11 protein-coding genes are annotated in these 19,256 nt (G+C 67.2%); 6 read left to right on the top strand and 5 right to left on the bottom strand.

Going from position 1 to position 19,256, the window contains the following annotated elements; all coding sequences use genetic code 11:
- The first annotated feature begins 109 nt into the window (after positions 1–109).
- Genes ACWKWX_RS30805 through ACWKWX_RS30795 form a run of 3 tightly spaced genes read left to right on the top strand, consistent with a single transcriptional unit; the run spans position 110 to position 2,483 of the window.
- Positions 110–859, top strand: a complete 750-nt coding sequence (locus tag ACWKWX_RS30805; RefSeq protein WP_416425002.1) for a 5-oxoprolinase subunit PxpA — start codon at positions 110–112, stop codon at positions 857–859.
- Positions 856–1,560, top strand: coding sequence for a 5-oxoprolinase subunit PxpB (gene pxpB, locus ACWKWX_RS30800; RefSeq protein WP_473002914.1), 705 nt, complete (start codon positions 856–858; stop codon positions 1,558–1,560). Before ACWKWX_RS30805 ends, pxpB begins: the two co-directional genes overlap by 4 nt.
- Positions 1,557–2,483 (top strand): 5-oxoprolinase subunit C family protein, encoded by a 927-nt coding sequence (locus tag ACWKWX_RS30795; protein WP_483829721.1) that lies wholly within the window; start codon positions 1,557–1,559, stop codon positions 2,481–2,483. Before pxpB ends, ACWKWX_RS30795 begins: the two co-directional genes overlap by 4 nt.
- A gap of 35 nt (positions 2,484–2,518) precedes the next feature.
- Here the strand turns inward: ACWKWX_RS30795 and ACWKWX_RS30790 are convergent, their stop codons facing one another.
- The 3 genes from ACWKWX_RS30790 to ACWKWX_RS30780 form a co-directional block, all read right to left on the bottom strand.
- Positions 2,519–3,079: a fasciclin domain-containing protein gene (locus tag ACWKWX_RS30790; RefSeq protein ID WP_416424999.1), complete on the bottom strand. Its 561-nt coding sequence runs from the start codon at positions 3,077–3,079 to the stop codon at positions 2,519–2,521.
- 123 nt (positions 3,080–3,202) lie between these two features.
- Positions 3,203–3,814 carry a DUF1826 domain-containing protein gene (locus ACWKWX_RS30785; RefSeq protein WP_483829720.1) on the bottom strand — a complete coding sequence of 204 codons (612 nt, stop codon included), beginning with the start codon at positions 3,812–3,814 and terminating at the stop codon, positions 3,203–3,205.
- 67 nt (positions 3,815–3,881) lie between these two features.
- Complete coding sequence (locus tag ACWKWX_RS30780) at positions 3,882–5,921, bottom strand: TonB-dependent receptor (RefSeq protein ID WP_483829719.1); 2,040 nt, start codon at positions 5,919–5,921, stop codon at positions 3,882–3,884.
- A gap of 421 nt (positions 5,922–6,342) precedes the next feature.
- On the opposite strand from ACWKWX_RS30780, the gene ACWKWX_RS30775 reads away from it, so the two are divergent.
- From ACWKWX_RS30775 to ACWKWX_RS30765, 3 genes are all read left to right on the top strand, one after another.
- The gene (locus tag ACWKWX_RS30775; RefSeq protein ID WP_483829718.1) at positions 6,343–7,656 is read left to right on the top strand and encodes an MFS transporter; all 1,314 of its coding nucleotides are present in this window, start codon (positions 6,343–6,345) and stop codon (positions 7,654–7,656) included.
- On the top strand, positions 7,653–9,992 hold the full coding sequence (locus ACWKWX_RS30770; RefSeq protein ID WP_483829717.1) for a glycoside hydrolase family 31 protein: 2,340 nt from the start codon (positions 7,653–7,655) through the stop codon (positions 9,990–9,992). Before ACWKWX_RS30775 ends, ACWKWX_RS30770 begins: the two co-directional genes overlap by 4 nt.
- A 212-nt stretch (positions 9,993–10,204) precedes the next feature.
- Positions 10,205–14,056 carry a CheR family methyltransferase gene (locus tag ACWKWX_RS30765; RefSeq protein WP_483829716.1) on the top strand — a complete coding sequence of 1,284 codons (3,852 nt, stop codon included), beginning with the start codon at positions 10,205–10,207 and terminating at the stop codon, positions 14,054–14,056.
- Positions 14,057–14,059: 3 nt separating this feature from the next.
- Here ACWKWX_RS30765 and ACWKWX_RS30760 read toward each other — a convergent pair whose 3' ends face one another.
- Both ACWKWX_RS30760 and ACWKWX_RS30755 read right to left on the bottom strand, forming a co-directional pair.
- A complete protein-coding gene (locus ACWKWX_RS30760) occupies positions 14,060–16,258 on the bottom strand; it encodes a sensor domain-containing protein (protein ID WP_483829715.1) in 2,199 nt (732 codons plus the stop codon).
- A 708-nt stretch (positions 16,259–16,966) separates the two neighbouring features.
- Entirely contained in the window at positions 16,967–19,111 is a 2,145-nt protein-coding gene (locus ACWKWX_RS30755) for a TonB-dependent siderophore receptor (RefSeq protein ID WP_483829714.1), read from the bottom strand.
- Positions 19,112–19,256 lie beyond the last annotated feature (145 nt).

Raw genomic sequence — 19,256 nt, 5'->3', positions numbered from 1 at the left:
CATAGCGGTGATCGACTTTGTTTATCACCTGTACCGCGAATAATCCGTTGGACCCTGCACGGGCGGCGTGTGAACAATTTACCCATCAGCCACCTGCGGAGTGCTCCCCATGAAACGCCCCTTGCTCAACTGCGATATCGGCGAAAGCTTCGGCGCCTGGTCCATGGGCCTGGACGCCGAGGTGATGCCGCTGATCGACTGCGCCAACATCGCCTGCGGTTACCACGCCGGCGACCCCGGCACCATGCGCCGCACCGTGGCCCTGGCCGTGAGCCACCAGGTGCGCATCGGCGCGCACCCGGCGTACCCCGACCTGGTGGGCTTCGGCCGGCGCAGCATGGCCTGCTCGGCGCAGGAGATCGAAGACCTGGTGCTTTACCAGGTCGGTGCCCTGGACGCCATGTGCCGTGCCGAGGGCAGCCGCGTGCAATACGTCAAGCCTCATGGCGCGCTGTACAACGACATGATGGCCGACCCGGTGCGCCTGGGCGCGGTGATGCGTGCCGTGCGCGCCTTCGACCCGCAGCTGCCGCTGATGCTGATGGCCACCGCCGACACCCGCGCCAGCCAGGCGCTGGCCGATGAACTGGGCCTGCAGCTGTGGTTCGAAGCCTTCGCCGACCGTGCCTACGAGCCCGACGGCCAGCTGGTCAGCCGGCGCCTGCCGGGCGCTGTGCACCACGACCCGGCCCAGGTGGTGGCCCAGGCCCTGGGCCTGGCCCGTGGCGAGCCGTTGGTTACCCGTGACGGCAGCGCCCTGCGCCTGCACGTCGATACCCTGTGCGTGCACGGTGACAACCCGGCGTCGGTGGCCGCGGTGCGGCAGATCCGCCAGGCGCTGGATGGCTTGCCGGCATGAAGGCGCGCATCGAAGTCGCGGCCATCGACAGCCTGACCCTGCGCCTGTTCGAGGTGATCGACGAGGCCAACGTGCCGTGGTTGCTGGCCGCGGCGCAGCGCCTGCGCGCGACATTCGGCGAGGCCCTGGTGGAGCTGGTGCCGTCCTACACCACGTTGATGCTGCAGTACGACCTTACCCAGCTGGACGACGCCCAGGCCCGGGCCCTGTGCGAGCAGGCGCTGACCGGCCTTGAGCCGGCCGCCGCCGACAGCGGCCGCGAGCTGGCCCTGCCGGTGTGGTACCACCCCAGCGTCGGCCCCGACCTTGAGGCCCTGGCGCGCCAGCGCGGCTTGCCGGTGGACCAGGTGATTGCCCTGCACAGCGGCCGCGCCTACGCGGTGTTTGCCCTGGGCTTTGCCCCAGGGTTCGGATTCATGGGCCTGGTCGACCCGCAGCTGGCCAGCCCGCGCCTGGCCACGCCCCGCCAGCGCGTGGCAGCCGGTAGCGTCGGCATCGCCGAGCGGCAGACGGCCATCTACCCGGCGGTCTCGCCCGGCGGCTGGAACCTGGTGGGGCGCAGCCCGGCGCGGCTGTTCGACCCGGCCCTGGAGGGCTTCAGCCTGCTGCGCCCTGGCGACCGGGTGCGCTTTGTGCCGGTGCAACGCGACGAATTCCTTCGCCTGGGTGGCGATGACACGCCCATGGAGGCACAGGCATGACTGCACTGATCGCGGAAAAGGCTGGCCCCCAGGCCAGCGTGCAGGACGGCGGCCGTTTCGGCGTGCGCCACCTGGGCCTGACCCAGGGCGGCGCCCTGGACTGGCTGGCCCAGCACTGGGCCAACTGGATGTTGGGCAACCGCCTGGACGCCGCCGTGGTGGAGGTCACCCTCGGCGGCCTGCAACTGCGCTGCGAGGGTGAGGGCTGGCTGGCGCTGACGGGCGCCGACCTGGGCGCCACCCTGGACGGCCAGCTGCTGGACGTGTGGCGGCCGTTCAAGGTGCGCGCCGGGCAGCACCTGTGTTTTGCCAGCCCGCGGCTGGGCCTGCGCGCCTACCTGGCGGTGCCGGGCGGGGTGCGTGCGCCGTTGCTGGCGGGCAGCTGCGCCACCATTGCCCGCGAGGGCGTCGGCGGCCTGGACGGCCATGGCAGCGGGTTGCAGGTGGGTGATCGGCTGGCCTGGGAAGGGCAGGCCAGCGTGATACGCGCGGTGCCGCCGGCGCTGATCCCGGACCTGCGCGCGCCGGCGCGGCTGGAGCTGATCCTCGGCGCCCAGGCCGGCAGTTTCGGCGGCCAGAGCCTGTTCGATGCGTTCGACCAGGCCTGGACCGTGGACACCCGCAGCGACCGCATGGGCGTGCGCCTGACGGGCACGCCGTTGCGCTACGACGGCCCGGGGCTGGTGTCGGAAGGCATTCCGTTGGGGGCGGTGCAGGTGCCGCCCGATGGCCAGCCGATCATCTTGCTCAATGACCGGCAGACCATCGGTGGCTACCCCCGGTTGGGGGCGTTGAGCCCGCTGGCGGTGGCGCGCTTGGCGCAATGCCTGCCGGGGGAAAACCTGTGGTTGGTACCCCAGGTGACCTTCGCCGCGCAGCAGCGGCACCGGCGTTGTCTGCAGGCGTTGCGCGCGGCGGGGTAGGTGCGGACGCGGCCTTTGGCCGCTGCTACGGGGCGTTATTTGGGCATCAGCACGGTGTCTACCACGTGGATCACGCCGTTGGATTGCATCACGTCGGCGATGGTCACCGCAGCCTTGCCGCCCTTGGCGTCCATGACCCACAGCTTGCCGTCATGGGCCATGACGGTCAGGGTTTCGCCTTGCACGGTCTTGAGCACGGCCTTGCCGCCGTGGGCCTTGGCGTCTGCCATCAGCTGGCTGGCGGTGTGGGTGCCGGCCACCACGTGGTAGGTGAGGATCTTGGTCAGGTCGGCCTTGTGTTCCGGCTTGACCAGGGTGTCCACGGTGCCGGCGGGCAGTTTGGCGAAGGCTTCATTGGTGGGCGCGAACACCGTGAACGGGCCCTTGCCGTTGAGGGTGTCCACCAGCCCGGCCGCTTTCACTGCCGCCACCAGGGTGGTGTGGTCGTTGGAGTTGACGGCGTTCTCGACGATGGTCTTGGTCGGGTACATGGCCGCGCCGCCGACCATGACGGTGTCGGCGGCAAACACTGGCGCGGCCACCAGGCACAGCGCGGCGAAGCAGGCGGTGGTGAGGCGTTGGGCAAAGTTGAGCATGATGGAACTCCTTGATTCTTGTCCTTCGGCTGAAGGTGATTGAATGTACGGAGCCCGAGGCGAAGTGGATGCAGGCGGATGCCGCTCTATTTTCGCAACTGGGAACCTACCGCAGCCAGGGCCTCAGCCCAGCCAATCCAGGGTCATCAGCAGCCGCCCGGCGTTGCCCGGCACCGGCGGCGAGCGATGGATGATCCCGCGCCCCTCATTCCCTTCCCAACGCTCGCCCTTGAACAGCGCGACGCTGCCCGCCTGCAGTTGCCGCGGTGGCAGGCATGGCTCGGCAGTGGGGTCGCCCAGCTGTTCGCGGGGCATGGCGCCTTCTTCCAGCCACTGGCTGCCCACCCCGGCGTAGGTGGTGATCAGGCGCAGCGACACCCAGTCCACGTGGTAGCGCGGGCACATGGCCTTGCTCAGCGCACGTATGCGCAGGCCCACGCGCGTTGCCCCGGTCAGGCAGGCGAACGCGTGGGTCAGCCAGGTCACGTCGGCGACAAAGCCGGCGTGGCCCTCCACGTCGCGCCACTCGCTGGCCAGGTCGGCCAGCAGCGGCGGGTGGTCGTCGTTCACGGCCACGGCGCGGGACTCGGCGTAGGGCAGGCCGGTGGCAATCACGCTCTCGGCAAAGGTGGTGATGTGCACCGGTAGCTGGCGCTCCCAGATGGCCAGGTTGACGTCGTCCTCAAGGGCCTGGGGCAGTATGGACAGCGCGGGGCTGCTCAGTTGTCTCGGCATGCTTGCATCCAAAAAGGTTATAATGTTGCGTAAAGAGTGGGCAGTGAAACCTGCCCACCCGCGTGGCTTAGAAGGTGGTGCGCAAGCCCACCTCAAGGCTGCGCCCCGGCGCCGGCGCGATGTCGCGCAGGATCGAGCTGGCGTAGCGCACGGTCTGGTTGGTGAGGTTTTCGCCCTTCACGAACGCCAGCCACTGGCTGCGGCCAATGTCGAAGCGGTAGCCGGCGCTGGCGCCCAGGGTGGTGTAGCCGTCGGTGCTGGTGTCGTTGGCGGGCACGTGGTGCTGGGCGTTGGCGTGCTGGACGTCCACGCGTGCCTGCCAGCGGTCTTTTTCCCACAACAGGCCGCTGTTCAGGCGCAGCGGGGCGATGCGCGGCAGGGCTTCGCCGGTGTCCAGGTTGGTGGCGCGGGTGTAGTCACCGGACAGCTCCAGCGCCCACTTGCCGTAGGCGTTTTCGCCCAGGGTCCAGTGGTCCTGGGCCTCGACGCCGGCGAAGCGGGCGCGCACGCCCGAGTAGGTGTACTCGGGGATGCCGCTGGCATCCTCCTTGCCGTCGTCGTTGAGGGTGCGCCCGGTGCCCAGCAGGCCGATGTAGTTGGCGAAGTGGCTGTAGAACACGCCGACGCTGCCCTTGTGCACGCCGTTGTCGAAGCGCAGGGCCAGGTCGCTGGACACGGCTTTTTCCTTGGACAGGTTGGCGTCGCCCACCTCATAGGTGCCGGTGGCCACGTGGGCGCCGTTGGCGTACAGCTCGTAGAAGGTGGGCGCGCGTTCGGTGTAGGCCAGGGTGGCGGCCAGCGACCAGATCGGCGTCAGGCTGTACACCGCGCCAGAGGACAGGCTGCCGGCGGTGAAGGTGCTGCTGCGGTCGGCAGCCTCGAAGCGTTCGTTGCCCTGGGCGTCGGGGGCCACGCGGGTGTGCTCCAGGCGGCCGCCCAGGTTCAGCTTGAGGCGGTCGGTGGCCTGCCAGTCTTCGAGGATGAACAGCGCGGTGGCGTCGGTGTCGGTCTGCGGCACGAAGGCTTCTTCGCCCAGGGCCTGGAACTGGCTGCGGTTGACCTGCGCGCCGACCACGCCTTGCAGCGGGCCGATGGGCTGGTGGCGGGCCTCGATGCGCGCTTCGTAGCCCTTGTTCTTGAAGGTGGTGCCGACCTCGCCGTCCTCGATTTCGCTGTGTTTGTAGTCGCTGTAGCCGGCGTTGACCTTCACTGAGGTGAATGGGCCGTCCAGGTCGCGCACCTCGGAGGCGAAGGTGTAGTGGTCCTGCTGCATGCGGATGCGCACGTCGTCCTCGGCCGGCGAGCCGTAGTTGCTGTCGTAGCTGCTGTACGACACCCCCGCGTAGCCGTGGTCCCAGGTGTAGGAGCCGCCGATGGCGCCGTTGTCCTGGCGGCCGTCGCTGTTGGCCAGGTGGTGCTTGCCGCCGTTGTCGTCGGCGTCCTCGCTGGCGCGCTGGCTGGCGCTGTGGGCGTAGCCGGGGATGCTCAGGTCGTTGAAGCTGCGGGCGCTGGCGTCCAGGTGCAGGGCGAAGGTGCCGTCGCCCACTTCCAGCTTGCCGGCGCTGCTGCGGGTGGTGTCGGCGCCGCCGTAGCGCAGCTCGCCGGCGCCATGAATGCCGTCGATGGCCTCGGTGGGAATGCGGTTGTCGAAGGTGTTGACCACGCCGCCGATGGCGCTGCCGCCGTACAACAGTGCGGCCGGGCCGCGGATGATTTCCACGCGGTCGACGTTGATCGGGTCCAGCGGCACGGCATGGTCATAGGACAGCGACGAGGCGTCCAGCGCGCCCACGCCGTTCTGCAGCAGGCGGATCCGGTCGCCGTCCTGGCCACGAATGATCGGCCGGCTGGCGCCCGGGCCGAAATAGGACGAGGACACGCCGGGCTGGCCGTTGAGCGTCTCGCCCAGGCTGCCTTTTTGCGCCAGGGTCAGGCTGTCGCCTTCCAGCACCGTGCTGGGCGCCGCCAGTTGCGTGTTGCCCAGCGGGTTGGCGGTGATGACTTGTGATTCCAGCTCGATGGCCTTGACGGGGGAGGCGATAAGCAAGGCGGCGGCGAGTGGGGTCATGCGCAGGCGGGAGGTAGAGCGTCGCGGTGAAGGGTGCATCAAGAAAAGCCCTGATCGAGTAATGTCATAATGTTATATCATAACATTTACATTTCACCCACCCCCGTCGCACCTGCCGCAGGCGGCGTCCGGCGCCACGCGATACGCCTGGCCATGCGCGGCGCCTGCGGACGCGGCCTGGCGGCCGCTGCTATGGGGGCGGTGTGCGCAGGTGTCGCGTAGCGTCCGGGCACGATTTCGCCACTATTGACAGCCACACCCCGCTGCGCTTTAACTTGTACGACAACTACTGCCGCCGAACAAAGGATTTGTCCATGGCTCTCCCGCGTATCACCTAGCCGCAAGCTACCCATAATCTCCGCGACTTCAGCCTTGCCTCACGGGCTTGTATGACGTCTGCAAGGTGGCACCCCGCAACCGCCACCGGCCCCCATAAAAACAATTCAGGGTAAGCGGTCACATGACGACAAAAACGAGCGGCGCGCGCGTCACTTTCAGGCACCTGCGCTGGTGGATGCTGGCGCTGTTCCTGCTGGGGGTGACGGTCAACTACATCACCCGCAACTCCCTGGGCATCCTGGCCCCGGAGCTGAAGACCGAGCTGGGCATGAGCACCCAGCAGTATTCCTACGTGGTGGGCGCGTTCCAGTTGGCCTACACCTTCTTCCAACCCCTGTGCGGCTGGCTGATCGACGTGGTGGGCCTCAAGGTCGGTTTCATGATCTGTGCCAGCCTCTGGGCGGCGGTGTGCATCCTGCACGCCGGCGTCGGCAGCTGGTTGCAGCTGGCCGTGCTGCGCTTCTTCATGGGCGGCGCCGAGGCCGCCGCCACTCCGGCCACGGCCAAGACCCTGGGCGAATGGTTCCCGCGCAAGGAAAGGCCGGTGGCAGCGGGGTGGGCCGGCGTGGGCTTTTCGGTGGGGGCCATGCTGGCGCCGCCGATCATCGTCATGGCCCACGTGCAATTCGGCTGGCGTGGCGCGTTCATGTTCTCCGGGGTACTGGCCGCCGCCTGGGTGCTGTTGTGGGCCTGGCTATACCAGTCTCCCCAGCGCCACACCCGGCTCAGCGCCGGCGAGCGCGCCTTGATTCTGCAAGACCTGGAGCCCGAGCAACCCAAGCAGCCGTTGCTCACCACCCTGCGCGCGGTGCTGCGCAACCGGCGCTTCTACGGCATCGCCATTCCCGCGTTCATGGCCGAGCCGGCCTGGGCGGTACTGAGCTTCTGGGTGCCGCTGTACCTGGCCAACGAACGCGGCATGGACCTCAAGCAGATCGCCCTGTTCGCCTGGGTGCCATTCCTGGCGGCGGACCTTGGCAGCGTCGCCAGCGGCTACCTGACCCGCCTGTACGTGCGCCTGTTCGGCTGCGCGCGGGTCAACTCGGTGGTGGCCAGTTCCGCCAGCGGCGCGGTGCTGATGCTGTCCCTGGCGTTCGTGGCGCTGACCCGCGACCCCTACGTGGCCATCGCGCTGATTTCCATCGGCGGCTTCGGCCACCAGATCATCTCGTGCATGCTCAGCGCCCTGGTGGTCGAGACCTTCGACAAGAGCCAGATGGCCACGGTCAACGGCATGCGCGGCTCCTGCGCCTGGATCGCCAGCTTCCTGTTCTCGCTGGTGATCGGCCTGACCACCGACACCTTCGGCTTCAACCCCATCTTCATCGCCATGGGCTTCTTCGACCTGCTGGGTTGCCTGTTCATGGTGCTGTTCATTGCCGAGCGCCGCACCGCGCGCGCCACCCCCTTACCTGACACCCGGACTGCCGTATGAAAACCTTGAAGCATTGGACGCTGGAACACCGTGGCCCCCACCACGTGGCCCTGAAGGTCGACGACCGCCATCTGTTCTGCCTATACGTGCTGGAAACCTCGATGTTCCGCGTGCTGGTGAAGCGCCAGGGCGAGCTGGCGCTGGACCGCACCTGGTCCATCGCCCCCGGCCAGGACGTGCCCTGGGAAGGGCGCCCGCGGGAAAGCCTGGAGGGCTTCGGCCTGCCGGCGTTCAGCCTGACCGAGCATGAGCACGGCCTGACCCTGGCCACCGAGCGCCTGCGTGTCACCGTGCACCAGCCGTTGTGGCTGGAATGGGAACACCGCGACGCCGACGGCGCCTGGCAACCCCTGGCCGCCGACCGGCCCACCAGTGCCTACCTGCTGGGCGGCGCCAACGACGGCGTGGCGCACTACCAGCGCCGGCACGCCGATGATCAGTACTACGGCCTGGGCGAGAAGGCCGGTGACCTGCAGCGCAACGGCCGCCGTTTCGAGATGCGCAACCTCGACGCCATGGGCTACAACGCCGCCAGCACCGACCCGCTGTACAAACACATCCCGTTCACCATCACCCGCCGCCCGGGCGCCAGCTTCGGGCTGTTCTACGACAACCTCAGCAGCAGCTGGCTGGACCTGGGCAACGAGCTGGACAACTACCACCAGCCCTACCGCCGCTACCAGGCCGAAGCGGGTGACCTGGACTACTACCTGTTCCTCGGCCCGCAGGTGCTGGACGTGACCAAGGCCTTCGTCCGTCTCACCGGCAAGACCCTGTTCGGGCCCAAGTGGAGCCTGGGCTACAGCGGCTCCACGATGCACTACACCGACGCCCCCGACGCCCAGCAGCAGTTGCTGAAGTTCATCGAGCTGTGCCGCGAACACCAGATCCCCTGCGACTCGTTCCAGCTGTCCTCGGGCTACACCTCCATTGGCGCCAAGCGCTACGTGTTCCACTGGAACCACGACAAGGTGCCGCAACCGCTGCAGCTGTCCGAGGCCTTCCACGCGGCGGGCCTCAAGCTTGCCGCCAACATCAAGCCGTGCCTGCTGCACGACCACCCGCAGTACGCGCAGGTGGCCGAGCAGGGGCTGTTCATCCGCGATTCGGAAAGCGAGGCGCCGGAGCGCTCGGTGTTCTGGGACGACGAAGGCTCGCACCTGGACTTCACCCACCCGCGCACCATCGCCTGGTGGCAGGCCAACGTCACCGCGCAGCTGCTGGAAATGGGCATCGACGCCACCTGGAACGACAACAACGAATACGAAGTGTGGGACGGCGACGCCCGCTGCCACGGCTTTGGCCAGGCCATCGCCATCAAGCACATTCGCCCGGTGATGCCGCTGCTGATGATGCGCGCGTCCATGGAAGCCCAGCAGCGCTTCGCTCCCGATAAACGCCCGTACCTGATCTCGCGCTCCGGCTGCGCCGGCATGCAGCGCTACGTGCAGACCTGGAGCGGCGACAACCGCACCAGCTGGCAAACCCTGCGCTACAACACGCGCATGGGCCTGGGCATGAGCCTGTCGGGGCTGTACAACATCGGCCACGACGTGGGCGGCTTCAGCGGCGCCAAGCCCGATGCCGAACTGTTCGTGCGCTGGGTGCAGAACGGTGTGATGCACCCGCGCTTCACCATCCATTCCTGGAACGACGACCACACCGTCAACGAGCCGTGGATGCACCCCCAGGTGACCCCGGCCATTCGTGACGCCATCAACCTGCGCTACCGCTGGCTGCCGTATTTCTACACGCTGTTCTGGCAGGCCTGCGTGGACGACGAACCGATGCTGCGGCCCACCTTCCTCGACCATGAGCACGACCCGCGCACCTTCGAGGAAACCGACGACTTCATGCTGGGCCGCGATGTACTGGTGGCCAGCGTGGTGGAGCAAGGCCAGCGCAGCCGCGAGGTGTACCTGCCGCGCAACGCGCAGGGTTGGTTCGACTACCACAGCGGCGCATGGCACGCGGGTGGCCAGGTAATCAGCCTGGACGCCCCGCTGGAACGCCTGCCGTTGCTGGTGCGCGCCGGCGCCGCGTTGCCGCTGGCGGTGCGGGGCGACCAGCGCGAGCTGCTGCTGTTCGCCGCGCCAGGCACGGGGCAGGGCAGTGGCGTGCTGTTCGAGGACGACGGTGAAAGCCACGGCTGGCAACAGGGCCAGGCGTTGTGGCTGGAATGGACATTGCGTGGCGATGAGCAGCGCATCGACCTTGCCATCAGCCACCGCGGCGACTTCCGCCCGGCGTGGCAAACCCTGGCGGTGACCTTGCGCCCGGGCGAGACGCGCGCGCTGTACATCAATGGCCAGCCCGGTAACACCTACGCGCTGTAACTCATCCTGTACAGCAACTGTACTTGTGGGAGCTGGCTTGCCAGCGAGCTTTCAAGGCCTCAAAAGCTCGCTGGCAAGCCAGCTCCCACGGAATGTAAGTGCACCCCCGCCTGAAAAATCCAATCGCCAGCACCATCCCCCGGCTTTATCATGAAACGTCCAGCCAGCGGCGCGAACGTCTGCGCCGGTGCTTTCCATTTTCAAGGATTTACATGGCCAACCCCCGCGAGCGCGACACCTCTCCAGCCGCAGGCACCGCGCTGCCGTTCGCCATCGTCGGCATTGGCGCCTCGGCCGGCGGCCTGCAGGCGGTCAAGCGCTTCCTGGAGCAGATGCCCGCGGACAGCGGCATGGCCTTCGTGATCATTTTCCACCTTTCGCCCGACCACCAGAGCTACGCCGACAAACTGCTGCAGGACGTCACCGCCATGCCGGTGATTCAGGTCAGCGACACGCTGCCCATCGAGCCCAACCACGTCTACGTGATTTCCCCAGCGCACGACCTGGCCATGGGTGACGGGCACTTGCGCGTCAGCCAGCCGCAGCCGCGGCGTGGCGGCCAGGTGGCCATCGACCTGTTCTTCCGCAACCTGGCCGACGTGCACCGCGAGCGTGCCTTCTGCGTGGTGCTGTCGGGCACCGGTTCCGACGGTGCCGTGGGGTTGTCGCGCATCAAGGAGCAGGGCGGTGTCACGCTGGTGCAGGCGCCGGACGATGCCGAATTCGACGGCATGCCCAACGCCGCCATCGCCACGCAGATGGTCGACTTCGTGCTGCCGGTGGCGCAGCTTCCGGGGAAAATCCTTGAGCTGTGGCGCAATGCCCGGCAGATCGTGCTGCCGGCCGACAGCGGCCTGGCCACGCTGACCCCGGCCAATGAGCGCGAGGCCGCGCTGGCCGAACATTTGGTGCAGGAGATCCTTATCCAACTGCGCCTGGGCACCGGCCACGACTTCAAGCACTACAAGCGTGCCACCGTGCTGCGCCGCATCGAGCGGCGGCTGCAGGTCACCGCCCAGCCCGACCTGCGCGCCTATTACCAGTACCTGCTGAGCACCCCCGGCGAGAGCAAGGCATTGCTCGACGACATGCTCATTGGCGTCACCAACTTCTTCCGGGACCGCGAAGCGTTCGACGCCCTGGAGCGCGATGTACTGCCGCAGCTGTTCACCGCCGTCGACGCCCAGGAGCGGCCGCGCGAAGAGGTGCGCGTATGGTCGGCCGGCACCTCCACCGGCGAGGAGGCCTACACCCTGGCCATGATGCTCAACGACCAGCAGCTTGCCTGCGACTCGGCGGCCAAGATCCAGGTGTTTGCCACCGACATCGACGACCGCGCGGTGGCCGTGGGGCGTGCCGGCGCCTACCCGCACGCCATCGTCGCCGACATACCGCCGGGGCGCCTGCGCCAGTATTTCATTCGCGAGGAAAACGCCAGCCGCGTGCGCAAGGAAATCCGCGAGAAGGTACTGTTCGCCAAGCACAGCCTGCTGGTGGACCCGCCGTTCTCGCAGATCGACCTGATTGTGTGCCGCAACCTGCTGATCTACCTGGACCGCGACGTGCAGCGCGAGATACTGCAGATGTTCCACTTCGCCCTGAACCCGGGCGGCTACCTGTTCCTGGGCTCGTCGGAATCGGTGGACCTGTGCCCCGAGCTGTTCACGCCGCTGGACAAGAAGAACCGCATCTTCCGCGCCAAGACCGGTGCGCCGGTAGAGCGGCGCCTGCTGAGCATGCCGCGCGGCGGCTACATACGCCCCAGCAACATCGCCAGCGCGCCGGCCGCGCCGGTGCAGCGCAAGCTGTCGTTCGCCGACATCCACCAGCGCGCCGTGGAGCGCAGCATGCCGCCCAGCATGATCGTCGACAGCAACAGCGACATCATGCACATGAGCGAGGGCGCCGGCCGTTTCCTGCGCCATGCCGGTGGCGAGGTGACGCGCAACCTGCTCAACCTGGCCATTCCGCAGCTGCGCCTGGAGCTGCGCACTGCGCTGTTCCAGGTGCACCAGAGCGCCGCCGCAGTGCGCGCGCGGCAAGTGGAGCTGTACCGCGACAAAGCGCATTTCCTCGTCGACATCACCGCCTACCCCTACACCGACAAAGAGACCGAAAGCGAGTGCGTGCTGCTGGTGTTTGCCGAGCAGGAAGTGGACGCCGCCCAGGTAGAGGCAGGCGTGGCGGTGCTGGCCGAGAACCAGGTGCTGGCCAACCTTGAACGCGACCTGCAGCGCACCAAGCTGCAGCTGCAGGACACCATCGAGCAGTCGGAAATTTCCAGCGAAGAGCTCAAGGCGTCCAACGAGGAAATGCAGGCCATCAACGAAGAGCTGCGCTCGGCCACCGAAGAGCTGGAAACCAGCAAGGAGGAGCTGCAGTCCATCAACGAAGAGCTGTTGACGGTCAACACCGAGCTGAAGACCAAGGTCGAGGAAACCGACAAGATCAATGACTACCTCACCAACCTAATCGCCTCCACCGACATTGCCACGGTGTTCGTCGACCGCACCATGCGCATCAAGTGGTTCACCCCGCGCGCCACCGACATTTTCAGCATGCTGCCGGTGGACACCGGCCGCTCGCTGCTGGACATCACCCACCGCCTGGCCTACGACGAGATGGTCAGCGACGCCAGGACCGTGTTCGACACCCTGAGCACCATCGAGCGCGAGGTCAGCAGTATCGACGGCCGCTGGTACATCGCCCGCCTGTTGCCGTACCGCTCGTGCGAGAACTACATCGACGGCATGGTGCTGACCTTCATCGACATCACCAAGCGCCGCGCCGCCGAAGAAGAGCTGCGCCTGGGCGAGGAACGCCTGCGGCTGGTGCAGAACAACCGCCGCTACAGCCTGGGCGACGAGGAAATGGCCAGCGACCTCAGCGGCCATGCCGACATCTACCAGGACCCCAGCCAGGCCACCCAGGGCCAGACCATCAGCCAGCTCAAGGATGAGTTCTTCGCGGTGATGTCCCACGAACTCAAGCACCCGCTGAACCTGATTCAGCTCAACGCCGAAATGCTCCGGCGCCTGCCGATGTTGACCCGCAACAGCATTGCCGCGAAGGCGGTGGACGCCATTCATGACGGCGTGGTCAGCCAGGTGCGCATCATCGACGACCTGCTGGACGTGGCGCGGGTGCGCACTGGCAAGCTGCAGCTCAAGCGCGCCACCGTCAGCCTCGGCACGCTGGTGCGCGAGGTGTGCGCGGCCGTCACCACCGGCGACGGCCCGCGCTTGTTGATGGAGCTGCCTGACCCGGCCCACGAGCCGCTGCTGATTGACGCCGACGCCACGCGCATCGAGCAGATCATCTGGAACCTGCTGGGGAACGCGCTGAAATTCACCCCGGCCGATGGCCAGGTGCAGGTCATCGCCAGCCGCCATGGCGATGACGCCAGGCTTGAGGTGGTGGACAACGGCCTGGGCATTGCCCGCGACCAGCTGCACAGTATTTTCGAGCTGTTCAGCCAGGCCGACACCGCCCACTCACGCCAGCACCGTGAGGGGCTGGGCATTGGCTTGTCACTGGTGCGCCAGCTGGCCGAGGCCCATGGCGGTTCGGTGAAGGTGCATTCGGCAGGGCTGGGGCAGGGCAGCCGCTTCACCGTGCTGCTGCCGCTGAGCTTCCACGAGCCCGAGGCGCCGGAGGTGCTTGAAGAGAGCGCTGACGGCGGGCGCCTGGTGGGCCTCAAGGTGCTGCTGGTGGACGACTCGCCGCAGGTGCTGGAAGCCCTGGCCCTGCTGCTGGAAATGGAAGCGGCCAAGGTCAGCGCCTTTACGGTGCCAGAGCAGGCCCTGGCGGCGGCCGCGCAGGGCAGCCATGACCTGGTGGTGTGCGACATCGGCATGCCGGGCATGGACGGCCACCAGCTGATGGCGGCGCTCCGCCGCCTGCCGGCCTACCAGACGGTGCCCAGCATCGCCCTGACCGGCTACGGCACCACGGCCGACGTCAAGGCGGCCCAGGCGGCGGGCTTCTCCCGCCACATGAGCAAGCCGGTGGCGTTCGAAGCCTTCATTGAAACCATCGAGGCCCTGTGCCGGTTGCACAGCTGACCTTCAGCCGTGCCAGCCGCGGCTGTGCTCCCAGCGGGTGCGCCAGGCGGGCAGCTCGCTGGCCGGCATGGGTTCGGCAATGCCGAAACCCTGGCCCAGCTCGCAGCCCAGTTGCAGCAGGCGCGCACCCTGGGCCGGGCTGTCCACGCCCTCGGCGATGATCTCGTGGCCGAAGGCGCTGGCCAGCTCCAGTATCGCCTGCAGGATGGGGATGTCCTTGCTGGAGTCGAGCATGTCCTTGATGAAGCTCTGGTCGATTTTCACCTGGGTCACCGGCAAGCGCTTGAGGTAGTTCAGCGATGAGTAGCCGGTGCCGAAGTCGTCCAGGGCGAAACGCACGCCCAGGGCGGCGCAGGTACGGATGGTGCGCGACACCTCCTCGATGTTCTCCAGCGCGCTGGTTTCCAGTATCTCGATCATCAGCCGTTCGGGCGCCACCTGCGGGTAGGCGGCCAGGCCCTGGGTCAGCTTGGCGACGAAGTCGGGGTGCTGCAACTGCCGCGCCCCCACGTTGATGCTCACCGGCAGCTGCAGCCCCTGTTGCCCCCAGGCCTGCATCTGTGCCAGCACCGCGTCCAGCACCCAGTCGCCGATGTGTTCGGCCAGGGCGTTGCTTTCCACCAGTGGCAGGAAATTCTCGGGCGTCAGCAGCCCGCGTTCCGGGTGCTGCCAGCGCACCAGCGCCTCGGCGCCCACCACCGCGCCGCTGCGCAGGTTCACCTTGGGCTGGTAGAACAGCCGCAGTTCGTGGCCACGCACGGCCTGTTCGATGCGGTCCAGGCGCGCGTTGTGGCCACGCAGGTCGAGGTCATGGCAGGCGTCGAACACGTGCAGGCGGTTCTTGCCGGCCAGCTTGGCCTGGTACATGGCCTGGTCGGCCTGGCGCAACAACTGGTCGGCACCCACCTCGCTGGCCTGCGGGTAATAGCTGACGCCGATGCTGGCCGACAGGCGCAGGGCCAGCTGGTCGACCTGCATGGTGTCGCTGGCGGCCACCAGCAGGCGTTCGAGCATGGCGGCGCTGTCGCCCACCTGTTCCAGGTCGACGATCAGCGCCACGAATTCGTCGCCACCCAGCCGCGCCAGGGTGCAGCCGTCGCGCAAGGTCTTGTTCATGCGCCGGGCGCTGATGGCCAGCACCTTGTCGCCTACTTCGTGGCCGTGGGCATCGTTGATGGCCTTGAAGCCGTCCAGGTCCAGGTAGGCCAGCGCCAGCGAGCGGCCCTGCGCCTGTGCGTGGGCCATGGCCTGCTGCAGGCGCACGGCCAGCAGCGTGCGGTTGGGCAGGCGGGTCAGCGGGTCGTAGTGGGCGACGTACTCCAGCTGCCGCTGGTATTCGTGCAGCTCGGTGCTGTCGGTGAACAGCGCCACGTAGTTCTGCACCTCGCCGCTGGAGTCCAGGATGGCGCTGATGGTCTGGCGCGAGGCGAACGTGTCGCCGTTGCGCCGGCGGTTCCACAGCAGGCCCTGCCAGTGGTGGTCCTGCTCCAGGCTGCGCCACAGCGCAGGGTAGGGGTCGGGCTGCTTGCCGGGCGCGGCCATGAAGCGCGAGTTGCGCCCCAGCGCCTCGTCGCGCGAGTAACCGGTGATGGTGGTGAAGGCGTCGTTGATCTCGACGATGTTGCCCGCAGGGTCGGTCACCATGATGGCTTCGCGGGCGTGGGTAAACACGCTGGCGGCCAGGTTCAGGCGGCTTTCCACCTGGCGGCGGGCGGTCAGGTCGGTGAGGGTGACGCGCACGATGGCAGGGGCATACTCATGCTTGACGCAATTGAGGCGCGCCCGCCAGGGTTGGCCGCCGGGCCGAAGCAGGGTGAGTTCGCATTCCTGGGGCTCCAGGCTCTGGCACACCTTCACCAGGGCGATGTGCCAATGGTCGCGGTCGGCGGGCGCCACGTGGTTGTTGAAGCGCCGGCCCAGCAACTGCGGGCTGGGCACTTTCAGCAGGCTGGCGCCGGTCTGGTTGATGGCTTCCACGATGCCGTCCACGCTCAGGCTCAGGTAGCCCACCGGCGCCTGCTCGTATAAGTCCTGATACAGGTCGCGCGAGGCCTGCAAGGCCTGGTGCGCTTCGCGCAACTCCTCGTTCTGCATCTGCAGTTCAAGCTGGTGCAATTGCAGTTCTTGCACTAACCGCTCGTGTTCATCCTGCTGCGCATCGGCCACAGGCGCATGGCGCGAACGGTTGTCAGGCGGCTGCATGGGGTAGGTGCCTCCAAGGTTCCATGGCAAAGGGCGTGATACCCGGAATGCAGTTGCGCGGGGCAACGTAAATACTACTAAAGCACAGCTCCGAGAAGGAAATATAGCCCAGGTCCGGGTGAGTCGACGGGCAGCGTGACGCGTTGGTGCTTGGCAGCAACGGACTGTTGGGCACCTGTAGGAGCCGGCCAGGTTGAGCTGAACGTTTGCCTGAGACCCCGGTGACGTAGCAGCTGCCGCAGGCTGCGTCTTGCATGCACGGTGCCTCTGGCTCACCGCGGCGCGGCCATGACGCGGCCTGCGGCCGCTGCTACAGGGCTTTGCGTAGCAGCTGCCGCCAGGCTGCGTCTTGCATGCGCGGTGCATCAGGCTCAGCGTGGCGGCCGTGACGCGGCCTGCGGCCGCTGCTACAGGGCTTTGCGTAGCAGCTGCCGCCAGGCTGCGTCTTGCATGCGCGGTGCATCAGGCTCAGCGTGGAGGCCGTGACGCGGCCTGCGGCCGCTGCTACAGGGCCTTGCGTAGCAGCTGCCGCCAGGCTGCGTCTTGCATGCGGGGTGCATCAGGCTCAGCGTGGCGGCCGTGACGCGGCCTGCGGCCGCTGCTACAGGGCTTTGCGTAGCAGCTGCCGCCAGGCTGCGTCCTGCATGTGCGGTGCATCAGGCTCAGCGCGGCGGCCGCTGCTACAGAGTAGCTGCCGCAGGCGGTGGCTCAGAAGTTCACGCTGGCGCTCAGCTTGGCGCTGCGCGGTTCGCCGACGTTTACCTGCAACTGCCCCGAGCCGGTGCTGGACGGGTAGTACTCTTTGTTGAACAGGTTGTCCACGTTCAACTGCAGATGCGTCTTATAGCCGGCCACCGGCACGTCCCAGCGCAGGAAGGCGTCGGCCACGGTGTAGCTGGGCAGGTAGTAGCTGTTGTCGTTGTCGCCGGCCCGCTCACCCACGTAGCGCGCGCCCGCGCCGGCGTGCCAGTCGCCGTACTGCGACGGCACCCGCAGGTGGTGCGTCAGGTACAGGCTGGCGGTGTGCGCCGGCGCCTGGCTCAGGCGGTTGCCCTGGTCGGTGGGGTCGTCGAGGATCTCGGTGTGGTCGTAGGCGTAGGTGCCGACCATGTCCCAGCGCTCGGCGATGCGCCCGGTCACGTCTAGTTCCACGCCGCGCGAACCCACCTTGCCGGCCGCCTCGCTGACGCTCTCGCCATCCACGGTGGAGGTGGTGACCACGTTCTTCTTGACGATGTCGTACACCGCCAGATTCAGGTTCAGGCCCGGCGCGATGTCGTACTTGGCGCCCACCTCATAGCTGCGGCCTTCTTCGGGGTCGAAGGTCTTGCCGCTGTCGTCCACCGTGGTGTTGGGCACGAACGAGCGGCTGTAGTTGCCGTACAGCGACAGCGCGTCGCTGGCCTGGTACACCAGGCCCAGCATCGGCACCGCCGCGTCGCCGTTACTGTCCAGGCTGACCGCGCGCGCGCTGCCCATGCCCTGGGCGATGTATTGGTCGTAGTGCTGGTAGCGCCCGCCGAACACCAGAATCCAGCGGTCATTGAGGTGCCAGTTGTCCTTTATGTACAGCGAGGTGGAGTTCAGCTGGTTGGTGAGGTCGCTGGTCGACTTGTTGACCACGCTGGGCTCGGCCAGGCTGCCGTAGCTGGGCGAGTAGATGTCGAAGCCCGACTGCGCGGTGTTGCGGTAGGTCTTGCCGCGGTAACGGTCTTCCGCCTCCTGGTCCACGCCCACCAGCACATCGTGCTGCTGGCCAAACAGCTGCTGGGTGCCGATGAAGTCCCAGCTGGCGTAGCGGGTCTCGTAGTCGTAGTGGCCGCCGTTGGCCTGGCGCGTCACCACGCCGCTGGCCGACAGCGCCGTAGGGTTGGCAATCGCCAGGCTGTAGCGGTCCTCGTTCCAGCCGTAGGTGACGCGGGTCTTCCAGTCGTCGCTGAGCTGGTATTCGAAGCGCGCGGTCACGCTCTGGGCAATGCCCACGGTTTTCGCCCACTTTTCATCCAGGCGCTTCTTGTACGACACGTCCGCCGGGTGGCCGTTGACGAACATGGTGCCGCGGTCGAACGGGCTGGTGTAGTCGTTGTACTCGTACGAAAGGTTGAGGCTGGCGCGCTCGCCGGTCCAGCTCAGCGACGGCGCCACCAGCGTTTGCTGTTCCACGCCGTAGTTGCGCCAGTAATCCTCGCTCTTGCGCTCGGCCACCAGGCGGTAGGCAAGGCCGGTGTCGCCAATCGGCCCGGTGGTGTCCAGGCCCAGGTCACCACCCCCTTCACTGTAGGCCGAGCCGCTGAGGGTGGTGCTTTGCACATACTGCGGCTGCTTGCTGACCACATTGATCAGCCCGCCCGGGTCCATGGCACCGTACAGCAGCGAGGCGGGGCCCTTGAGCACTTCCACGTGGTCGGCCGTGGCGTCGAAGTTGGTCGACAGAATCGACTTCACCCCGTCGCGCAGAATCGAGCCATCGTCGTTGGTGCCAAAGCCGCGCTTCACCACCGAGTCCTTGGTGTTGCCCAGGGTGTTGCCCTGGCTGGCGCCACTGATGAACTTGGTGACGTCGTCCAGCGACTTCACGCTGTAGTCGGCGAGGGTCTGGTGCGTGACGACGTTTACCGTTTGCGCCTCCTCCTTGAGCGGCACATCGCTCTTGCTGGCCGTGGACCCGCTGGTGGCGGTGTAGCTGTCATCACCACTGCTTGCCTGGGCGCCGATCTGCGTGGCGGGCAGGGTGGTTTCCTCGGCGGCGTGGGCGCCGCCGGCGCACAGCAAGGCGCTGGCCAGCGCCGAGGCTAGCAACGGTGCGCGGCGGGGGAGGCTGGAGGTCGGGGTGGTCAAGGTGGGCACTCGCATACATGAATGATAATGATTCTAAGTTGCGAGTGCGTTGGGGGTGCGGTGTGTTTGTATGGGGTTGTCTGTGATGTGGCCTAATTATCCCGGACACGCCCAAAGGAGCGGTAATCTACCGCTCAACCAAGAGGTGTTCGATGTCCCG

Source organism: Pseudomonas imperatae, from assembly GCF_057128625.1.
The sequence above is the reverse complement of the archived record's forward strand: the minus strand, read 5'-3'. Positions and strand labels throughout refer to the sequence as shown.